Annotated in this window: 22 protein-coding genes; 14 read left to right on the forward strand and 8 right to left on the reverse strand. The window is 69.5% G+C overall.

Translation table 11 applies throughout. From position 1 onward, the window contains the following. Nucleotide 1: 1 nt before the first annotated feature. Complete coding sequence (locus tag AB0H84_RS37240) at nt 2-370, reverse strand: MerR family transcriptional regulator (protein WP_357615222.1); 369 nt, start codon at nt 368-370, stop codon at nt 2-4. A gap of 42 nt (nt 371-412) precedes the next feature. Then, the gene (locus AB0H84_RS37245; protein ID WP_357615225.1) at nt 413-1111 is read right to left on the reverse strand and encodes a class I SAM-dependent methyltransferase; all 699 of its coding nucleotides are present in this window, start codon (nt 1109-1111) and stop codon (nt 413-415) included. 84 nt (nt 1112-1195) lie between these two features. Between AB0H84_RS37245 and AB0H84_RS37250 the strand changes: the two genes are divergently transcribed. From AB0H84_RS37250 to AB0H84_RS37280, 7 genes are all read left to right on the forward strand, one after another. Continuing rightward, a complete protein-coding gene (locus AB0H84_RS37250; protein ID WP_357615227.1) occupies nt 1196-2005 on the forward strand; it encodes a sugar phosphate isomerase/epimerase in 810 nt (269 codons plus the stop codon). Nucleotides 2006-2007: 2 nt separating this feature from the next. Continuing rightward, a complete protein-coding gene (locus tag AB0H84_RS37255; RefSeq protein WP_357615230.1) occupies nt 2008-2772 on the forward strand; it encodes a class I SAM-dependent methyltransferase in 765 nt (254 codons plus the stop codon). Nucleotides 2773-2848: 76 nt separating this feature from the next. Beyond that, a complete protein-coding gene (locus AB0H84_RS37260; protein ID WP_357615233.1) occupies nt 2849-3460 on the forward strand; it encodes a TetR family transcriptional regulator in 612 nt (203 codons plus the stop codon). 138 nt (nt 3461-3598) lie between these two features. Continuing rightward, nucleotides 3599-5704 carry a (Fe-S)-binding protein gene (locus tag AB0H84_RS37265; RefSeq protein WP_357615237.1) on the forward strand — a complete coding sequence of 702 codons (2106 nt, stop codon included), beginning with the start codon at nt 3599-3601 and terminating at the stop codon, nt 5702-5704. A gap of 147 nt (nt 5705-5851) precedes the next feature. Continuing rightward, nucleotides 5852-6655, forward strand: a complete 804-nt coding sequence (locus AB0H84_RS37270) for a hypothetical protein (protein WP_357615423.1) — start codon at nt 5852-5854, stop codon at nt 6653-6655. Next, nucleotides 6652-7719, forward strand: a complete 1068-nt coding sequence (locus tag AB0H84_RS37275) for a glycosyltransferase (RefSeq protein WP_357615240.1) — start codon at nt 6652-6654, stop codon at nt 7717-7719. Before AB0H84_RS37270 ends, AB0H84_RS37275 begins: the two co-directional genes overlap by 4 nt. A gap of 25 nt (nt 7720-7744) precedes the next feature. Next, complete coding sequence (locus AB0H84_RS37280) at nt 7745-8026, forward strand: metal-sensitive transcriptional regulator (RefSeq protein WP_138670633.1); 282 nt, start codon at nt 7745-7747, stop codon at nt 8024-8026. A 476-nt stretch (nt 8027-8502) separates the two neighbouring features. Here AB0H84_RS37280 and AB0H84_RS37285 read toward each other — a convergent pair whose 3' ends face one another. After that, the gene (locus tag AB0H84_RS37285; protein ID WP_357615243.1) at nt 8503-9840 is read right to left on the reverse strand and encodes a hypothetical protein; all 1338 of its coding nucleotides are present in this window, start codon (nt 9838-9840) and stop codon (nt 8503-8505) included. A 53-nt stretch (nt 9841-9893) separates the two neighbouring features. On the opposite strand from AB0H84_RS37285, the gene AB0H84_RS37290 reads away from it, so the two are divergent. After that, nucleotides 9894-10796, forward strand: a complete 903-nt coding sequence (locus tag AB0H84_RS37290; RefSeq protein WP_357615246.1) for a hypothetical protein — start codon at nt 9894-9896, stop codon at nt 10794-10796. Here AB0H84_RS37290 and AB0H84_RS37295 read toward each other — a convergent pair. Next, nucleotides 10768-11298: a gamma carbonic anhydrase family protein gene (locus AB0H84_RS37295; protein WP_357615249.1), complete on the reverse strand. Its 531-nt coding sequence runs from the start codon at nt 11296-11298 to the stop codon at nt 10768-10770. The two genes, AB0H84_RS37290 and AB0H84_RS37295, sit on opposite strands and share 29 nt — an antisense overlap. A gap of 142 nt (nt 11299-11440) precedes the next feature. On the opposite strand from AB0H84_RS37295, the gene AB0H84_RS37300 reads away from it, so the two are divergent. After that, complete coding sequence (locus AB0H84_RS37300) at nt 11441-12424, forward strand: hypothetical protein (RefSeq protein ID WP_357615252.1); 984 nt, start codon at nt 11441-11443, stop codon at nt 12422-12424. A 544-nt stretch (nt 12425-12968) separates the two neighbouring features. On the opposite strand, the gene AB0H84_RS37305 is transcribed toward AB0H84_RS37300, so the two are convergent. The 4 genes from AB0H84_RS37305 to AB0H84_RS37320 all read right to left on the reverse strand — a co-directional run bounded on the left by AB0H84_RS37305 (nt 12969) and on the right by AB0H84_RS37320 (nt 15535). After that, the gene (locus tag AB0H84_RS37305) at nt 12969-13211 is read right to left on the reverse strand and encodes a hypothetical protein (RefSeq protein WP_357615254.1); all 243 of its coding nucleotides are present in this window, start codon (nt 13209-13211) and stop codon (nt 12969-12971) included. Nucleotides 13212-13333: 122 nt separating this feature from the next. Next, nucleotides 13334-14086: a GntR family transcriptional regulator gene (locus tag AB0H84_RS37310; RefSeq protein WP_345000685.1), complete on the reverse strand. Its 753-nt coding sequence runs from the start codon at nt 14084-14086 to the stop codon at nt 13334-13336. Between the two features lie 152 nt (nt 14087-14238). After that, nucleotides 14239-14781 (reverse strand): VanZ family protein, encoded by a 543-nt coding sequence (locus AB0H84_RS37315; protein ID WP_357615257.1) that lies wholly within the window; start codon nt 14779-14781, stop codon nt 14239-14241. A 40-nt stretch (nt 14782-14821) separates the two neighbouring features. Then, nucleotides 14822-15535 carry a dienelactone hydrolase family protein gene (locus AB0H84_RS37320; RefSeq protein WP_357615259.1) on the reverse strand — a complete coding sequence of 238 codons (714 nt, stop codon included), beginning with the start codon at nt 15533-15535 and terminating at the stop codon, nt 14822-14824. Between the two features lie 126 nt (nt 15536-15661). On the opposite strand from AB0H84_RS37320, the gene AB0H84_RS37325 reads away from it, so the two are divergent. The 5 genes from AB0H84_RS37325 to AB0H84_RS37345 are packed head-to-tail and all read left to right on the forward strand — an operon-like array spanning nt 15662 to nt 19770. Then, the gene (locus AB0H84_RS37325; RefSeq protein WP_357615262.1) at nt 15662-17071 is read left to right on the forward strand and encodes an aldehyde dehydrogenase family protein; all 1410 of its coding nucleotides are present in this window, start codon (nt 15662-15664) and stop codon (nt 17069-17071) included. Beyond that, nucleotides 17064-17861 (forward strand): fumarylacetoacetate hydrolase family protein, encoded by a 798-nt coding sequence (locus AB0H84_RS37330; RefSeq protein WP_357615265.1) that lies wholly within the window; start codon nt 17064-17066, stop codon nt 17859-17861. The genes AB0H84_RS37325 and AB0H84_RS37330 overlap by 8 nt, the downstream gene beginning before the upstream one ends. Further along, the gene (locus tag AB0H84_RS37335; protein WP_357615268.1) at nt 17858-18289 is read left to right on the forward strand and encodes a RidA family protein; all 432 of its coding nucleotides are present in this window, start codon (nt 17858-17860) and stop codon (nt 18287-18289) included. The genes AB0H84_RS37330 and AB0H84_RS37335 overlap by 4 nt, the downstream gene beginning before the upstream one ends. Continuing rightward, nucleotides 18286-18801 (forward strand): 3-hydroxyanthranilate 3,4-dioxygenase, encoded by a 516-nt coding sequence (locus AB0H84_RS37340; RefSeq protein WP_357615271.1) that lies wholly within the window; start codon nt 18286-18288, stop codon nt 18799-18801. The genes AB0H84_RS37335 and AB0H84_RS37340 overlap by 4 nt, the downstream gene beginning before the upstream one ends. Continuing rightward, nucleotides 18802-19770, forward strand: a complete 969-nt coding sequence (locus tag AB0H84_RS37345; protein ID WP_357615274.1) for an amidohydrolase family protein — start codon at nt 18802-18804, stop codon at nt 19768-19770. The last annotated feature ends 13 nt before the right edge of the window (nt 19771-19783 follow it).

Raw genomic sequence — 19783 nt, forward strand, 5'->3', positions numbered from 1 at the left:
ACTATCCCCTTACGAAGCAACCTGGGCATGACTGCGCGAGCTGCGCGGCCACCTCGGCGCGGCGGGCGAGCAGGACGCGGATCTCCTCGTCGATCTCGTTGAGCTTGCGCTCGTAGACCTCGACCGACTCCGCGCACGAGCCGCCCGTGCTGTGCCCGCGGCGCAGGCAGTCGACGAACGGCCGCGTGTCCTCCAGCGTGAACCCCACCTTGAGCAGCGCCCGGATCTCGGACACCAGCCTGACGTCGTCCTCGCTGTAGTCGCGGTAGCCGTTGGCCGCGCGGCGGGCTCTGAGCAGCCCGTGCTGCTCGTAGTAGCGGAGGGAGCGCGTGCTCACCCCGGTCCGTTCCGCCAGCTCCCCGATGCGCATGTCACCACGGTAAACGTTGACACCGACGTCAATGTCAAGGCGTCAGTAGTAACGCCAGCGCAGGACGTTGGGATAGGCGAGCTCCAGGCCCGGGGTCTCGGCGATGGCCTGCTCGGCCACCTCGGGCGCGAACTCGATGCGCAGCACCGCCTCCAGGTCCGCCCGCCGCTCGAAGGCCATCCTGAGGTCGAGCGGCCGCCGCTGCCACCCCTGGCGGACCCAGAACGACTCGACCTCCTGGGCGGAGTACGTCGGCACCGTACGCGAGAACCAGCGGCCGAACGACCCGCGCGTGGCGTCGAGGTCGAGCACGAAGGCCGCGCCGCCGCGGCGTACCACGCGGGACAGCTCGCGCAGGCCCGGCTCGCAGCCGGGCCCGAAGAAGTACGCCCAGCGCGCGATGGCCACGTCCACGCTCGCGTCGGGCAGCGGCAGGTCCTGGGCCGCGGCGGCGTGCACGGTCACGTTGGCCAGCGCGGCGCAGCGGCGGCGGGCGAGCAGCGCGAGGTCACCGTGCGGCTCCACCCCGATCACCGTCCCGGCCGTGGCGGAGAGCGTGGGCAGGTGGTAGCCGGTGCCGCAGCCGATGTCGAGCACCGTGCCGCCGTCCCAGGGGCGCAGCGCGCGCATCTCCGCGTCGGCCGCGCCTTCGGGATCGACGGCGCGGTTCTCCAGCTCGTAGATCTGGGGCGTGTTCCAGATGTTCGGACTGGGGATCGCACCTTTCGCTATCCGTGGCATGCCCCAAAGTTAGGACACCCCCTGAGCGCGGCTCACCAAAGGGGCTTTCGCGCCAGATCCGCTCCACCGGCTTAGGCTGGCAGCGTGGCTGATGTCATCCGCGTGCCCAATGCGAAGATCGCATTGTCCACCGCCTCGGTATATCCGGAACGCACTCCTGACGCGTTCGAGCTGGCCGCGCGCCTTGGCTACGACGGCGTGGAGATCATGGTGGGCGCCGATCCGGTGAGCCAGGACATCGACGTGATCGAGCGGCTCTCCGAGCACTATCACGTCCCCGTCCTGGCCATTCACGCTCCCTGCCTGCTGGTCACCCAGCGGGTCTGGGGCCGCGACCCATGGGCCAAGCTGGTCAAGGCACGCAAGGCGGCCGAACGCCTGGGCGCCGCGACGGTCGTGGTCCATCCGCCGTTCCGCTGGCAGCGTGAGTACGCCAGGGAGTTCGAGGCGGGGCTGGCCAGGATGCGCGACGAGACGGATGTCACGTTCGCGGTCGAGAACATGTTCCCGCTCAAGGCCAGGGGCAACGACGTGGTGCCCTACTCGCCCGACTGGAACCCGATCGACTACGACTTCCCCCAGGTCACGCTCGACCTGTCGCACACGGCGGTGTCAGGCTCCGACGCCATGGAGATGGCGACCAAGCTCGGCGACAGGCTGTCCCACGTGCACCTGGCCGACGGCCTCGGCGTGACGAACAAGGACGAGCACCTCGTGCCCGGCAGAGGCAACCAGCCGTGCGCCCCCCTGCTGGAGCGACTGGCCAACACCGGCTATTCAGGACTGGTGGTGCTGGAGATCAACACCCGCAAGGCGGCCAGCCGCACCGAGCGGATCGACGATCTGACGGAGGGGCTCGCGTTCGCGCGGCTGCACCTGGCGGCCACCTCATGAACATGGGGCCGATCAAGGATCTGGGCAGGGTGTTCGACCGGGTGGCCGACGCCTACGACGTGGGCCGGCCCGCCTACCCCGACGAGCTGTACCGCGCGCTCGGCGAGCTGTCCGGCGTCGAGCTCGACGGCGCGCTCACGGTGGACGTCGGCGCGGGCACCGGCATCATGACGCGCGGTCTGCGGGCGCGTGGCTCCCGCGTCGTCGCGGTCGATCCGGGCGCGGAGATGCTCGCCCGCCTGGTCTCGCGCTCGGAGGGCGGCCCGCCGGCCGTCGCGGCCGTGCTGGCGGACGGCAACGCGCTCCCGCTGGCCGACGGCGTGGCCGACCTGGTGACGTACGCGCAGTCGTGGCACTGGCTCGACCCCGTGGCCTCGATCGCCGAGGCCAGGCGTGTGCTGCGGCCCGAGGGCGCCATCGCGGGCTGCTGGAACTTCAACCACGCGGCCCAGGCCGAATGGCTGGCCGCCTACGAGGCCCGCCTGGCGGAGGCGGTGCCCGCCTACTACGGTCCCGCGGTCGAGCAGTGGTCGGCGCCGCCCATCGCCTCCGCCTTCGAGGTGATCGCGGAGCGCTGGATCCCGTGGACCAGGCTGGTGGGCATCGAGGACTTCCTGCTCGACCTGCGCTCACACTCCTACATGGCGGCGCTCCCGCCGGAGTACGCGGACGAACTGGTCGAGCGGCAGCGCGTGGAGCTGCGCCGGGAGTTCCCCGAGGGCATGCTCCCCGTGCCGATGCGGGTCTACCTGGCGGTGGGCCGGTGACGCGAGGGAGCGCCGTCGCCTGGACTGAGGAGCGTCGGGAGCGTAGCGACCAGAGCGACGAGGGAAGGCGGCGGCTTTGAGCGACCGAGCCGCCTCACGAAGTGAGGCCATAAGCAGGCGCGGCCCTGGGCGTAGGCCGGGGTCGGCCGACACGCGGGGCGAGATTCTGGCAGCGGCCAGGAAGGTGTTCGCGGAGAAGGGGTTCGACAAGGCCACCGTGCGTGCCATCGCCCGCGAGGCCGGGGTCGATCCCGCCCTCGTGCACCACTACTTCGACACCAAGGAGGGCATGTTCGCGGCGGCCATGCAGCTGCCGATCACGCCTGACCAGGTCATCCCGGCGCTGCTCGAAGGCCCGCGCGAGGAGATCGGCGAGCGGCTCGTACGCCTGCTGCTCCAGGTCACCGCCGCGCCGGAGACGCGCGAGCCGATGGTGGCCCTGATCCGCTCGGCCATGACCAACGAGCAGGCGGCCACGATGTTCCGCGAGTTCATCTCCAACGCGCTGCTCTTCCAGGTGGCCGAGCGGCTGACGGTGCCGCACCTGCGGATCGAGGCGGCCTTCGCGCAGATGTACGGCGTGATCATGGGCCGCTACGTGATAAAGCTGGAGCCGCTGGCCAGCGCCGGCCACGACGAGCTCGTGGAGCTGCTCGCGCCGACCATCCAGAGGTACTTGACCGGCTAGAGCATTGTTCTGCATACGCCGACGACCTTAGGGTATGTCCCGTATTCCGGAAATATTACTCGCGGGTAGGATTTCCGGGAGATGCCGGCGAAGCGGGTGACCGTACGCTGACAGCCAACGTCGTCTGTGGGAGGACCCGTGCTCTGGGTAGCCATCATCGGACTAGTGATGACCGTCCTGGCGGTGGCCGTCGCCGGCCGCAGGGTGCTGTTCCTGTTCAAGCTCGCGACCGTGGGACCGCCCGCCCCTGAGCGGATCGAGTACGCCAGGACCCACGCCGGGGACGAGCTCAAGGCGCAGCTCGTCGAGGTGTTCGGGCAGAAGAAGCTGCTGAAGTGGACGCCGTCGGGCACCGCGCACTTCTTCGTCATGTGGGCGTTCTTCATCCTGCTGACCGTCTACATCGAGGCGTACGGCGCGATCATCCAGGGCGCGATCACCGGCAGGCCCGACTTCCACATCCCGCTGATCGGCACCTGGGGCGTGCTCGGCTTCCTGCAGGACTTCATCGCGGTCGCGTGCGTGCTCGGCCTGGTCGCGTTCGCCGCGATCCGCATCAAGAACTCTCCCAAGACGCTCGGCCGCACCTCCCGCTTCTCCGGCTCGCACCTGGGCGGCGCGTGGCTCGTCCTGTTCATGATCTTCAACATCATCTGGACGCTCTTCCTGGCCCGCGGCGCGTCGGCCGCCAACGGCAACTTCCCCTACTCCTCCGGGGCGTTCGTCTCGCTGGCGCTCGGCGACGTGCTGCCGCACAGCGCGCTGCTGGAGGAGATCGCGCTGCTGCTGCACATCGGCTTCATGCTGGTGTTCCTGGTCATCGTGGTGAACTCCAAGCACCTGCACATCTTCACCGCGCCGCTCAACGTGCTCTTCTCGCGCCGCCCTGACGGCCTCGGCGGCGCGCCCGAGATGCGCGTGGCCGGCAAGCCGGTCGACTTCGAGGACGAGGAGCTCGACCCGGAGAAGCTCGGGCGCGGCAAGATCGCCGACACCACGTGGAAGGGCTTCCTGGACTTCTACTCCTGTACGGAGTGCGGCCGCTGCCAGTCGCAGTGCCCGGCGTGGAACACCGACAAGCCGCTGTCGCCGAAGATGCTCATCCTCGACCAGCGTGACCACGCCTTCCAGGTGGCCCCGTACCTGCTGGCGGCCCAGCAGGGCGTCGAGCACAAGGACACCGACGTGCTGGCGCTCCTGGACAAGCCGCTGGTCGGCGAGGACGGCGTGATCCACCCGGACGTGCTCTGGTCGTGCACCAACTGCGGCGCCTGCGTCGAGCAGTGCCCGGTGGACATCGAGCACATCGACCACATCCTCGACATGCGCCGCTACCAGGTGATGGTGGAGTCGTCGTTCCCGTCCGAGGCGGGCGTGATGGTGAAGAACCTGGAGAACAAGGGCAACCCCTGGGGCATGTCCGAGATGAAGCGGGCCGACTGGATCGGGGAGCTCGACTTCGAGGTCGAGGTCGTCGACGAGAAGATGCCCGAGGACGCCGAGTACCTGTTCTGGGTGGGCTGCGCGGGCGCGCTCGAGGACCGGGCCAAGAAGACCACCAAGGCCGTGGCGGAGCTGCTGCACATCGCGGGCGTGAAGTTCGCGGTGCTCGGCCCGATGGAGGCGTGCACCGGCGACCCGGCCCGCCGCCTGGGCATGGAGTACCTGTTCAACATGCTGGCCCAGCAGAACATCGAGACGCTCAACGAGGCCGGCGTCAAGAAGATCGTCGCCACCTGCCCGCACTGCTTCAACACCCTGGCCAACGAGTATCCGCAGCTGGGCGGCACGTACGAGGTCGTGCACCACACGCAGCTGCTGTCGAAGCTGGTGGACGAGGGGCTGCTCACCCCGATCACGCCGATCGAGGAGAAGATCACCTACCACGACCCATGCTTCCTCGGCCGCCACAACAAGGTCTACTCCCAGCCCCGCGACATCATGTCCAAGGTGCCCGGCGTGCGGACCCAGGAGATGCACCGCCACAAGGACCGCGGCTTCTGCTGTGGCGCCGGCGGAGCGCGCATGTGGATGGAGGAGCGCATCGGTAAGCGCATCAACACCGAGCGCGTGGACGAGGCGCTGACCACCGACCCCGACACCGTCTCCACCGCCTGCCCGTTCTGCATGGTGATGCTCGGCGACGCCATCAACGAGAAGAAGAACAGCGGCCAGGCCAAGGAGTCGCTCGAAGTCGTGGACGTGGCCCAGCTCTTGATCAAGTCTGTCAAGGGCGCTTCCTGACCCACGGATGTCGGACTCCCTCACCGTCGCTGTGGGGCAGCCTCCCATGTCAGCGAGCCAAGTGTCCGAAATCCGACATCCACATAACGGGAAAATCACGGTAACCTCAACGTCGCATGGCTCTATTCGACGGGGAGGGGGCTCGTGATGGGCGTCGTCGTCACGGACGCCGAAGTCACCTTGGCCGACGTCCTCGCCCTCCGGCTCGCCATCGACGCACCACTGGAAGACGGCACCGAGCTCGTGCTCAGGCATCGCACCACGGGGGTCGAGCGTGACGTGCGGCTCGGCACGCCGGGCGCGCGGGCCCGTGAGGCCACGCTCGCGGTCTCGCTCGCGCCGCTGGAGCTGACCGCCGGGCGCTGGGACGCCTACCTGCGGCGCGACGGCAAGCGCAGCAGGCTGCGCAGCGTCGATCCCGGCTTCTCCCTCGACCACCTCGACGCGTACGCCCTGTGCAGGCGGACCCTCGCCTACCGCTCGTACCGCACGCGCAACGGCTACCTGGCGCTGAAGATCTCCGACGCCGAGCCGGTGGCCGAGGTGCGAGCTATCTGGTTCAGGGAGGGGCGGTTCGAGGTGACGGGCCTGCTGGCGTACACGGGGCTGGAGGACGACGACTCCCGCCACGAGGCCAGGCTGACCCTCGACCGCAGGCAGACGAACACCCGCCTCCGCGCCACGGCCACCGTGCAGGGCGTGCGGTTCCACGCCGCGGTGTCGCTCGTGGACGTGCTCGCGGCCGACCCCGACACCGGGGCCGACTCGGGCACCTGGGAGCCCGCGCTGGAGGTCGAGGGCGTGCCCACGCCGCTCAGGCTCGGCTCGCGGCTCGACGACGTCGACGGCAAGAGACGCCGGCTGCACTATCCCTCGGCCACCGTGGACGGCGTGCCCATAAGACCCTGCTACACCGCCGACGACGAGCTGCGGATCGAGGTGGGCGGATGAAGGTCAGCCTGCTCCTCGCCTCGGCGTACGCCATGCGGGGCGACGTGCGCGCCGCGCTCAACCTCGCCGGAGCCCTGTCCGAGCGGCACGACGTCGAGGTGATCAGCGTACGGCGGCAGAAGGAGAAGCCGTTCTTCCCCGTCGCGCCCGGGGTGGCCATGCGCAGCCTGATCGACGCCAGGCCGGGCGTCAGGCACCTGCTCCCGCGCGGACAGGTGCGCACCGAGGTGGCGCTCTGGCGGCTGCTGCGCAACCTCAAGTCCGACGTGCTGATCACCACCAGGCCGGGGCTCGGCGTACAGGCCGCCAGGCACGCCCCGCGCGAGACCCTGAAGATCGCCAGGGAGTGGGGCAGGCCCGTCGTGCCGGGGCCGGTGAAACGCCTCTATCCGCGCCTGGACGCCGTCGTGACCGCCACCGAGTCGGCCGGCGAGGAGTGGAGCAAGCTGCTCGCCGACGGGCCCGCCGTGCACTCCGTGCTGGACGCGCTGCCCGACGGCCCCTGGCCGCGCTCGCGCATGGACAACAGGATCGTGGCGGCCGGCGGGCGGTGGGTGCCGGTCAAGGCGTACGACCGGCTGATCAGGGCGTTCGCGATCGTGGCGGACAAGCGGCCCGACTGGCGGCTGCGGCTGTACGGCGGCGGCCCGGAGGAGCGGCGGCTGCGCGCGCTGGTCCGCGACCTCCATCTGCACAACCACGTCTACTTCATGGGCATGACGCCCGACCTGGCGGGCGAGTTCGCCAAGGCGTCGATCGTGGCCACCACCTCGCGCAGCGAGGACCTGGGCATGGCGGTGCTCGAGGCCATGGGCTGCGGGGTGCCCGTGGTGGCCTTCGAGGGGGCCAGGGGGCCGGCGGAGTTCGTGGCGACGGGCTACAACGGCGTGCTGGTGCCCGAGACCCAGGACGAGCTGGAGCTGTTCGCGGCGGCCCTGCTGGCGCTGATCGACGACGAGCGCAGGCGGCGCTCCCTCGCGGCGGGCGCGCTGGACACCGCGGTGCGCCACGCGGCCGGCGAGGTGGCCGAGCAGTGGGAGAAACTGATCACAGACCTCCGCTGATATCGCTTCCAGGTACCGTAGAAACATGCATGGGTACAGCGGAGACAAGCAGGCGTATCTGACGCGTCTCAGGCGGATCGAGGGTCAGATCAGGGGCCTGCAGCGCATGGTCGATGACGATGCCTACTGCATCGACGTGCTCACCCAGGTCTCCGCGGCCACGCGGGCGCTCCAGGCGGTGGCGCTGGGGCTGCTGGAGGAGCACATCTCCCACTGTGTCGCGGACGCGATCAACAGTGGCGGGCCGGAGGCCGACGCGAAGGTCAAGGAGGCCTCGGCGGCCATCGCGCGCCTCGTCCGCTCCTAGTCCTCCTCGGGAAGGACACCGTACGGCGCGATTGACTAGTTATAGGAAACCCCGGAAACCTGTTAACTAGGTTCCCGGGGCTAGTAATCGCGATTGATCCTTCAGCGGCTCGCCGAAGTCCGCAATCCGAGCGCGTCGTCGAGTTCGTCCAAGGTCAGCCGCCGCTCGCTGACAGCCACGGCCGTGAGCACCTCGGCGTAGAGCGCAATCTCGTCCAACGCGACACGGTCGTGGACCCGAGAGTCCAGGTCGTCGTGCCCCACCGCGTCGTCCTTCCTTCCGCAGCCCACACCCTCTACGAGGTTACGGCGATGTGCCTTCCGGCGACATGGCCCATCGGAGTCATTCCTTTCCGATCACCGTGGTCCCGTGGGGATCATTTCCCGGAATCGGAGATCACAATTCGGAGAATTACCTGATCCTCGAGTGTTAGAACGCTATAGGGGAAGTAAGGGACAAATAACGGTATTTGTGGTTTAGGTGAGGTCTGTGTGGTTGTCGTCGCGTTCGTGGACGACTCTCCGTACGAGCGCCGTCTGCCCGGCCAGTCCGCTCTGCGGCACTTTGGCCCCCGTCAGCCTCCCCCATGCGAGGCCGGTGGCGTACGCGGCCCCCAGCACGGCCGCCGCGCTCGCCCGGTCGGGCGGTGTCACCTCCAGGGCCACCTCCAGGGTCGGCGCGGGCTTGGTGAGCACCCTGCCCGGCACGGGGAAGCCCTCGGGCGCGGTCGACTCGCTCGCGGAGGTGCCGGTGAGCCCGGCGCGGTCCAGTTCCTCGTACGCGCGCCTGAGCCGGTGGTCCAGCCGGGCCGGCAGCGCCCTCTTGGAATCGGACAGGTCGGCCAGGAACGTCGCGGCGGCCATGGGCGGGTCCGGCATGAAGGCCAGCGCCTCCACCAGGTCGTAGACGGCGTGTGAGAAGTGCGCCGCCGCGTCGTTCTCGACGAGCAGGGCCCGGCAGAGCCGTCGCGGGCAGCGTTCCAGCCACTCCGCGCGCAGCGCCTCGGCGTCCGTGAGGAGGTCGTCGAGATCCGGCCGGCGCAGCATGGGCTCGACCATCGTGAGCAGCGCCAGCGCCCGCGGCCTGAAACGGGTGTCGGACATCAGGATCTGGGCCGTGTCGGCCATGACGGCGGCGAGCCTCAGCGCGGCGCGCGGGCGGCCCGCCTGTCGCCGCTCGGACACCAGCGTGACGAGGTCCAGCAGCGGCGGCGCCGGCAGCCAGCGCACCCATTCGTCGCCGGGCAGCGGGCGGCGCAGGTATTCGCCGAACACGGTGATCAGCCGCTCGTTGCCGTCGAACGCCGGCGCGTACGCGCACCACATGATCGTGCCCCAGATGGCCGCCACCGTGCTCGGCACGTCGGAGGCGAAGATCTCCTCGAAGGCCGTCAGCGGGTAGTCCAGCTCCGACTTGCGCCCGCTGGCCCGCAGCAGCACGCGGAGCCGCTCGGTGAGGCCCTCCGGCACGTCAGGGCCGATGAACGCCTGGATGGAGCCCGGCTCGGCGTGGAAGTCGGGCCCGTACGGGACCACGTCAGGAGGCAGCTCCGCCGCCGCGCGCCGTACCTGTCGCGCCCGTACGCCCCTCGGAGGCGGCGCGAGGTGCCAGCGGCCGTCAGCCGGGTCGTGCAGGTGCCAGCGCGCGTGCGTGCCGAAGAGCCACCTGTCGCCATCTGGGGTCACAAGAATTCTGGCGGCCAGTACGTGGGCGCGATCGGGCACGGAGAGCCCCTGCCAGCGCGGGTCCGCGACCATCGCGCGGACCTGGGCCTCGGCGGAGGTGAACGCATCCCAGGGTCGCACGGGCGTCATCGTACTTGGTCGGTTCCGATCACCCGCCGGCATTTCACGGCAGAATGTCCACTATGAGGGCGAAGCTAGCGGGGGTGTTGACGGTCGTCGGCGCGCTCTCCGCTTGCGGCGCCACCACGTCCGCACAGCCGTCCCCGACCGGCCCAGGGGTGCTCACCCTGGACAGGGCCCAGCCGCCGACGCCCGGTGGCGAGGTGGGCGAGGCCTCGACGGAGTTCCAGAGCGCGGCGGACATGTCGATGTGGACCAAGCTGAGCGACACGGAGAAGGACGTCGACAGGATCGCCAAGCTCGACGTGAACACGACCGTGAAGGGCTCGCTCTATCTGGAGCCCAGGACGTCGACCTGGTTCGACGGCTTCCGCGGCCCTTTCGTCTATCAGGAGCTGGCGGGGGACATCCTCATGTACGCCCGGGTCAAGGCCGAGGGCAGGAAGGGCGGTCAGCCCGAGCGGAAGTTCTCGCTCGGGGGTCTGATGGCCCGCCAGCCCGGCTCGTACACCAAGCCCAACTGGGTGTCGATCACCACCGGCACGGGCGACGAGAGCGGCCGGGTCGAGGTGAAGTACACCCAGGACGGCAGCTCCAAGCCCCAGGAACTGGCGGTCAAGGCCGGCTGGGTGGACCTCGCGCTCGGCAGGGTCGGCCGCGCCTTCGTCGCCCTCTACCGGGAGGACGGCGGGGCGTGGAAGGTCGGCCGGCGCTGGCCGTCCAACCTCCCCGACGTGCTCCAATGGGGTTTAACCGCCTATACCGACTGGGACAGCTATAACGTGCTCAAGAAGGACGCGACCAAGGCCAACGCCAAGCAGATCAAGGGGGTACCCGACCTGAAGCTGACCGTGGACTTCGTCCGTTTCCTCCGTCCGGAGCTGCCCGAGTACGCCGACCCGCTCAACACCGCATCGGTGTCGGACGAGGTCCTGATCAAAGCGATGACGCCTGCCGGTGCCTGAGCGCCTTGGCCTGGTAGTTGTCCGGCGTGCGGGCGAAGGAGGCCCGGTCGTCGTCGGTGAGCTCGCGTACGATCTTCCCGGGCACACCGGCGACCAGCACGCCGGACGGGATCCGCTTGCCCGGGCTGACGAGCGCTCCGGCCGCCACCAGCGTGCCCGCGCCGATGCGGGCGCCGCCCAGCACGATCGCGCCGATGCCGATCAGCGCGCCCGACTCGACGTAAGCGCCGTGGACCATGGCCTTGTGGCCCAGGCTGACCCGGTCCTCCAAGATCGCGGGCTCGCCCGGATCGGCGTGCAGGCAGGACAGATCCTGTACGTTGCACTCTTCCCCGACCTCTATCCGCTCATCGTCCCCTCTGAGAACGGAGCCGTACCAGATGCTGGACGCCCGTCCCACGCGCACGCTGCCGACCACCACGGCGCCAGGGGCTATGTACGCCTCAGGGTGTATGTCCGGGACCGCCCCGTTATCCAATGCTGCAATGTACATCCGAGACATCGTAATTCCAGGTCCGGCTAAGGCGTTCCGGTTGCGGACGTGGGCAGATGGCAGGAAAGTCGTTTCCTGACGTCTCGTCGTCAGACCCTCACAAGCCGCGCAGTTTCCCCCGCCTCACGCAAACCACCATTAGGTAGCCCCCATGATGAACCAGCACGAGAGCATTCCCGATCTGATGCAAGAGGACACCTTCGAAGTCGTGATGCGCGGTTACAACCGCCGTCAGGTCCACGACTACATGATCCGTACCCGTAACCAGATAAGGGATCTGGAAGAGCGGCTGGCGCGCGCCATCGACCAGGCAGAGCAGGGCCGCATCGAGCTGGCGGAGGCCAGGCGGCGCATGGTCGAGACGCCGCAGAACTACGAGGACCTCAGCCCCAGGCTCGCCCAGATCCTCCGGCTCGGAGAGGAGGAGGCCGCGGCCAAGCGGGAGGACGCCGAGGCCGAGGCCGCCAGCGTGCGCGACGCGGCCAAGTCGGAGGCCGACCGCCTCCTGACCACCTCCCGTGAGACCGCCGACAAGATCCTCACCTCTGCCCAGGCGGAGGCGGAGCGGCGGGTGAACGAGGCCACGCAGGCCGCGGAGGGCATGCTGGCCCAGGCCGGCACGGACGCGGAGGAGCAGCTCGCGGCCGCCCGCACGGAGGCCGAGGACCTGCTGCGCGAGTCGCGCGCCGAGGCCGAGCGCCTGATCACGGCCGCCCAGGCCGAGGCGGAGCAGCTCGTGCAGTCCGCCAACGCGCAGGCCGACAAGCTGGTGTCGGAGGCGCGTGACGAGTCCGAGGCCATGCTCACCTCGGCACGCCAGCGCACCGCCACGCTGGACGAGCAGGCGGGGCGGCGGGTCGAATACCTGACCAACACGCACACGGAGGTCGTGCGGCGGCTGACCGAGATCGGCTCCGTCCTCGGCGACCTGATGCGCAAGGAGTCGACGGCCGGGGCGCTGATCCCCGAGTCCGCCACGCCTCCTGCGTCGCCCCAGGACGATGTGCGGGTCATCGTGGAGCCGGAGGCGGACTCGGGTGGGGACCCGGACGAGACGGTCAAGCTCAAGGTCGAGGGCGACGTCTCCGAGGACACCGACGTCCACGTCGTCCGACTGACCGAAGTCCACAAGTAACCCCGGCCACCTCGCTCCGACGGCACCTTGCCTCGGAGCACCACCCACGCACGGGACGCCGCCCCGGGGCGGGGCCGACCGCCGCCCTGGGGCGCCACCCGGTGTCGTGCCGTCGCGCACGGCGGGAGACGCGGTGGGTGGCTATGACGGGCACAACCGCCGCCGCCCCGACCGGGCGCCGTGGGCGGCGTACCCGGACGGGTGGTGGCGCGCGGGCTGAGGCACGCGGCGCACGGTCGAAGGCGCACGACGCATGTCGCGCGGCGGGTGGCGCAGGACGCGCGGTTAAGACGCACGGCGGTGACGCACGGCGCGGCTGGAGGCGCACGGTGTGTGCGCGTGTTGCAAGGCGCAGGGCGCGTGGTGCGCGGCTGAGACGCCTGGCGGTGGTGCACGGGGCGGAGCGGAAGCCCCCGCCCCCGATAGGGTCGGAGGCTTCCGCGATCGTGGCCCCTCCTGGACCTGGAGGCCCGGTGCCGGGGCCGCCGAGACGCTGGACTCGGCACCGGGCTGCTTGTGGACGCCGGCCGCGAAATGGCCCGCGTCAGGGAGGGGCGGGCCCCGCTTGCCAGGGGTGCTGCTCGCCGGCCCGCCTCTCCTGCTCCCGGAGCTGGTCGCGCAGACCGTCCGGGTCGTCCGCGTCGATGGTCATCGCACATCCGCCGGCGCGCTGCGCCGCGCTGAGCGGATGGTGTCTCGTGGCCCACCAGCGGCCCGCGTCGCTCCGCCAGATGGTCCACTGGGGGTACTCCCGGGCGATCTCGGCAAGATGCCGATCAAAGGACATTGCTGTCCGCCTTCCCGGGTCCCCAGGCGAGGTTCCATCTCCTTCGAAGATGGAGCACTTCTCTAGAGAATTCAATGATCGAGATGGACAGGTCAACCTATCGCTTGACAGATGCTCTTGAACTAGGCGTCGAAGTCGTACTGGAGTACGTACGCCGCCGAGTCGAGCACCATCTCGTTGAGCTCGACCGGCAGCCCGCCCGACGTGTACGCCGTCCTGGCGATCACGATCACCGGGGTCCCGCCGGGCAGGTCGAGCAGTGCGATCTCGCGTGGCGTCGGCATGCGGGCGCGCACCTCCTCGGTGAAGTGGGCAGGAGGGACGCCGAGGTCGCTCAGCCTGGCGTAGACGCCGCCGGGTCCGGTGTCGGCGAGGGTGATCGCGCTGCCTTCGACCAGGTGCGCGGGGAAGTAGGAGGTGGCCAGCTGCACGGGCCTGGTGTCGACCGAGTAGCGGCGCCGGCGTACCCATACCTCGCCGCTCTCCAGGACGCCCGCGACCTCCTCGGCGGCCCGCTCCAACGCCACCTCCACCCGGTCCACCGTGAAAGGCCGGCCCCGCGTGTCCGCGTCCCAGATGGCCCGGCCCTGACCCCACTGCTCTCGTGACAGGCGGCGTGAGCCGTGCCTGCGTATCGGTTTGAACAGCCGCACGTAAACCCCCGAACCTCGTTTAGGTACCGCCAGCCCTTCATTGATCAGTACGGCAAGCGCCTGCCTGGCGGTGGCGCGTGCGATCGCGTATTCGGCCATCAGCGCGTTCTCGCCCGGTAGTCGGTCCCCGTCGCGCAGTTCGCCGGACAGGATCCGGGCGCGGAGGCCGTCGGCGATGCGGCGATAGATAGGGGGCTCGTGGGGTACCGGGGATTCAGACACTATTGATCACCCTCTGTCACCAACCAGGTTGTGGCGTCTCCAGAGAACTTGCCCCGTCTTGTCCACGATCGCACAGATAGAAAGCTTGGTCGTGGGCTTCTTTTGAGCGGATCGTGCCCGAGTGGTGAATTCGACGGGGTTTTAGCAGACCGTTACCGTGGAACGGTCTCGGCCGGTATTCGAACGGCCCACCAGCGCCGCGTAATCAGGGCGAAGATCACAGCACCTGCCGTGTTCAGGAGGACGTCGTCCACAGACGAGAAACGGCCCAATCGCAAGACGTACTGAAGGACTTCGACGATGACCGAAAATGCGGCCGCGACCGCCGCAACGCGCGCCGTCGAGGACATCGCGCGACTGCGTACCGGCAGCAGCGCGCCCAGCGCGGCGAACACCAGCAGGTTCCCCCCGACCTGCACGAACACCGCCTCCCACGGCGCCGTGACCAGGTCCGCGAGGTCGGTGAACGGGATGAGACCGACTCCTGTCTGACCGCTCGACGGCGTGAGGGTCATCCAGATCCAGGGAGCCGTGCCGACCACTATGCCGACGTCGGCGATCGCCGTGCGCAGGGGCGCCGGACGGCCGGCGCGGACGCGGTGGCGGGAGAGCAGCAAGATTGCTAGCAAGGCGACGGGGAGTGCAAACGTACCAGCAATAATGACGGTTCCCCACAATTCCCACGTCCGCGCCATCCGACCATGATGGCGATGATCCGGGGGTACCGGAAGCTGTCTATCTGGACAGGGTCACGGGCAGGTGCTCGGACAGGAAACCGAGCGCCACCTCCCATGTGCGCTCGGCCGCCTCCGGGTTGTGGAACATCGGGGCCTCGCTGTTGTGGAAGGCGTGCCCGGCCGCCTCCTCGACGTGCATGACCACGTTCGGCCGGCCCTTCGCGGCCCCCTCGACGGCGGCCACCCGCTCGCGCTCGATGTACGGGTCGCTGCCGCCGAAGACCAGCAGCAGGGGCGCCGTGATGAGGTCCATGAGACCGGTCGAGTCGGGCACGGCGGAGCCGTAGAAGGAGAGCACGGCGTCCAGCTCGACCTGCGTGGCGAGCAGGTAGTCGATCGAGCCGCCCAGGCAGAACCCCAGCGCCCCCACTCCGCCGCTCACCTCGGGCAGCGAGCGCAGGTGGGAGACGGTCAGCGCGCAGTCGGCCACGCCCTGCGCGAGGTCGAACCCGCTCGCGAGCTCGATCGCGGCGGCCGTGCCCTCGGGAGTGTGCTCGCCCCGCCAGTGGGGGTGGAGGCGCCAGAAGAGGTCCGGCGCGGCGACCACGTAGCCGCGTGCGGCCAGGTCCAGCGCGACCTTCTCGATGTAGGGGCCGACGCCGTAGATCTCCTGCACCAGGAGGATGCCGGGCCCGGTCCCGGCGTCGGGGAGCCACAGATGGACGTCGAAGGTGCCGTCATGGGCAGTCACGTGATCGGTTCTGGTTCGCATGTGCAACAGCATCGCTCATAGCGCTGACGCCGTTCCGGCGAGACGATGCGATCAGAGAGTCCCCGGGCACCACCCGTTGTCCGCCGATCGCTCAGCGATCTATACAGGGGAGAAGAGGAGAGTGTCGTGCTGACCCATTTCATCGGTGGCGAGCCGGTGGGCGCGGGCAAGACGTTCCCGGTCCACGACCCCGTGACGGGCGCGGTGATCAGCCAGGTGCACGAGGCCGACCCCGAGGTCGTCGACCGGGCCGTGCGCGCGGCCAGGGAGGCGGCGCGCGACTGGGCGGCGATGCCCGTCGGCGAGCGCGCCGGGTGGATGCGGCGCCTGGCCGCGGGCATCGAGGCCCGCTTCGACGACCTGGTGACGGCGGAGATCGCCGACACGGGCAAGCCGCTCGACCAGACCCGCACGCTCGACATCCCGCGCGGCATCGCGAACTTCCGCGCCTTCGCCGAGATAGCCGCCCAGCGCCCGGACGACGCCTTCCACCTCTCCGGCGTGCTCAGCTACACCGTACGCAGGCCGCTCGGCGTGGTCGCGGTGATCGTCCCGTGGAACCTGCCGTTCCTGCTGATGACATGGAAGCTCGCGCCCGCGCTGGTCGCGGGGAACACGGTGGTGGTCAAGCCGTCGGAGCACACGCCGGGTTCGGCGGCGGTGTTCGCCGAGATCTGCGCCGACGCCGGACTGCCCCCCGGCGTCGTCAACATCATCTTCGGGTACGGCTCCGCCGGCCAGCTCCTGGTCGAGCACCCGTGGGTGGACGCCGTGACGTTCACCGGGTCCACCAAGACGGGCAGCGCGATCATGCGGACGGTGGCCGACCGGGTCAAGCCGGTCTCGTTCGAGCTGGGCGGGAAGAACGCCGGGCTGGTCTTCGAGGACTGCGATCTCGACCGGGCCATCGACGGGACCGTGAAGTCGGTCTTCACCAACGGCGGCCAGGTGTGCCTGTGCACCGAGCGGCTCTATGTGGAGCGGCCGATCTTCGAGGAGTTCTGCGCCCGGCTGGCGAGCCGCGCCCAGGAGGTCGAGCCGCAGCCGATGATCTCCAAGGAGCACCGCGAGAAGGTGCTCTCCTACTACTCCTTGGCCCGCTCGGAGGGAGCCAAGGTGCTCACGGGGGGCGGCGTGCCCTCGTTCGGCGATCCCCGCGATTCTGGATATTTCGTGGAACCGACAGTAGTGACAGGCTTGTCGGAATGGTCCAGGTTCAACCGGGAGGAGATCTTCGGTCCCGTGTGCCACGTCGCCCCCTTCGACAGCGAGGCCGAGGCGATCGACCTGGCCAACGGCAGCGAGTACGGCCTGGCCGCCACGCTCTGGACGACCAGCCTCGACCGCGCCCACCGCGTGGCGCAGCGGCTGGAGGCCGGCCTCGTCTGGGTGAACACCTGGTACCTGCGCGACCTCCGCACCCCGTTCGGCGGCATGAAGCTGTCAGGCATCGGCCGGGAGGGTGGCATCCAGTCGCTCGACTTCTACTCCGAACCCACCACGATCACCATCAAACTGGAGCAGCCCGATGTATGACGAATGGTCCGAGGCCGTGGACACGCGGACCCAGGCCGCCGACCGACTGGCCGAGGCCGCGCGTTCCGGCAAACCGTGCGCGCCGATCAGGGACCTGGTCGGCACGGCGGCCGACGCGTACGCCGTACAGGAGATCAACACGCGGCGGGCGATCGAGGCGGGGCGGCGGCTGGTCGGCAGGAAGGTCGGCATGACCAACCTGCTGCTGCAGCAGAAGTTCGGCATCGACCAGCCGGACTTCGGCATGCTCTTCGTGGACATGTCCTACTCCGACGGGCTGCCCGTGCCGGTGGACGGGTTCCTGCAGCCGCGGGCCGAGGCCGAGGTCGCGCTGGTGCTCGGCCGGGACCTGACCGGCGGGCCGTTCACGGTGGCCGACGTGCTCAGGGCGGTGGAGTTCGCGCTGCCCGCCATCGAGATCGCCGACTCGCGGATCGCCGACTGGGACATCACGCTGGCCGACACGGTCGCGGACAACGCCTCGGCCGGCGCGTTCGTGCTGGGCAGCACGCCCGTCTCGCTGATGGGGCTCGACCTGCGGGCGGCGGCGATGACGATGACGCGGGGCGGCCAGGAGGTCTCGACCGGCTCCGGCGAGGCGTGCCTGGGCAACCCGCTCAACGCCGCCGTCTGGCTCGCCTCCCGGCTGGGCCCCACGGAGTACGCGCTGCGGGCCGGAGACGTGGTGCTGACCGGCGCGCTCGGCCCGGTGGTGCCCGTCGAGCCCGGTGACGTGTTCGAGGCCCGCGTCGGGGGGCTGGGCTCGGTGCGGGCGGTGTTCTCCAAGTGAGCGGACGTGTCAAGGGGCTCAGGGTGCCCGGCAAGGCCGTTCCCCGGGGCAGGTTCCCGCACGTCAAGCGGGCAGGTGACTTCCTGTACGTCTCGGGTACGAGTTGCCGGCGGCCCGACGACACGTTCGTGGGCGTGGAGGTGGACAAGTATGGGGCGACGAACCTGGACATCCGCGCTCAGACCAGGGCGGTCATCGAGAACATCGGCGACATCCTCAAGGCGGCCGGAGGCTCGCTCGCCGACCTCGTACAGATCACCACGTACCTGGTCAACATGAACGACTTCAAGGGCTACAACGAGGTCTACGCCGAGTTCTTCGACGAGGAAGGGCCCACGAGGGCCACGGTCGCCGTGCACCAGCTCCCGCACCCCCACCTGCTCATCGAGATGCAAGCCGTCGCCTTCCACCCGCAGGAGCGATCATGATTGCGCCCATTGACTTCACCAAGTGGATCGACGAGCACGCGCACCTGCTCAAGCCGCCGGTCGGCAACAAGGTGGTCTTCGAGGGGGCGGACGACTTCATCGTGATGGTGGTCGGCGGGCCCAACTCCAGGACCGACTTCCACGTCGACCCGTACGAGGAGCTGTTCTACCAGGTGCGCGGCAACATGCACGTCAACGTCGTGACCGAGAACGGCCCCGAGACCGTGCACATCCGCGAGGGGCAGATGTGGCTGCTGCCCCCGCGCATGCCGCACTCGCCGCAGCGGCCGGAGGCCGGGTCCGTGGGGCTCGTGGTGGAGAAGATCCGGCCGGAGGGCGAGCTGGAGAAGTTCCAGTGGTACTGCATGGAGTGCGGCGAGCGGGTGCACGAGGTCGAGCTGCAGGTACGCGACATCGTCAAGGACCTGCCGCCGGTCTTCGAGGCGTTCTACGCCGACGAGCGGGCCCGTACCTGCGGCAACTGCGGCGCGCTGCACCCTGGCAAGGGCTAGATGGCCGTCGACGTCCACACGCATTTCGTCCCCAGGGGCTGGCCCGACCTGGGCTGGCCCGGGGCGCCCAGGCTGAGGATCGAGTCGGAGCGTGCAGCCACGATCCTCGTCAACGACCGCGATTTCCGGAAGATTCAGGACGACTGCTGGGACCCGCGGGTCCGGCTCGCGCGGATGGACGAGGACGGCGTGGACCGCCAGGTGGTCTCGCCCACGCCCGTCTTCTTCGGCTACGACCGGCCGGCCGTCGAGGGCATCCGGATCGCGAAGGTCTTCAACGACCTCGCTCTGGACATCTGTGCGGACCCCCGGCTGATCCCGTTCTGCCAGGTGCCGCTGCAGGACCCCGACCTGGCCTGCGGGGAGCTGGACCGCTGCCTGGACTCGGGGCACAGGGGCGTGGAGATCGGCAACCACGTCGGCGACCGCGACCTCGACGACCCGGGCGTCGTCCGGTTCCTCCAGCACTGCGCCGACAGGAACGTTCCGGTCTTCGTACACCCGTGGGACCTGCCCGCGGGCCCGCGCGTCGAGCGGTGGATGGCGCAGTGGCTGGTCGGGATGCCCGCGGAGACGCACCTGTCCATCCTGGCGATGATCCTCGGCGGCGTGTTCGATCGGGTGCCGGACACGCTGCGCATCTGCTTCGCGCACGGCGGCGGCTCGTTCGCGTTCTGGCTCGGCCGGTTCGAGAACGCCTGGCACCGCAGGCGAGACCTGGTCGGCGTCTCGGAGCGGCCGCCGTCCCACTACCTCGGCAGGTTCAGCGTCGACTCTGCCGTCTTCGACGAGCGCGCGCTGCGGCTGCTCGTCGACACTCTCGGGGAGGACCACGTGATGCTCGGCAGCGACTTTCCCTACCCGCTCGGCGAGTCGCCACCGGGCGACCTGATCCGGAACGCCGGCTTCCTGTCGGACACGGTCCGGACCAAGCTGCTCGCCGCCAACGCAGAGGCGTTCCTGGGCTGAGCCATGCGCGCAT

The sequence above is a fragment of the Nonomuraea sp. NPDC050786 genome (genome assembly GCF_040654115.1).
Taxonomy (GTDB): Bacteria; Actinomycetota; Actinomycetes; order Streptosporangiales; family Streptosporangiaceae; genus Nonomuraea.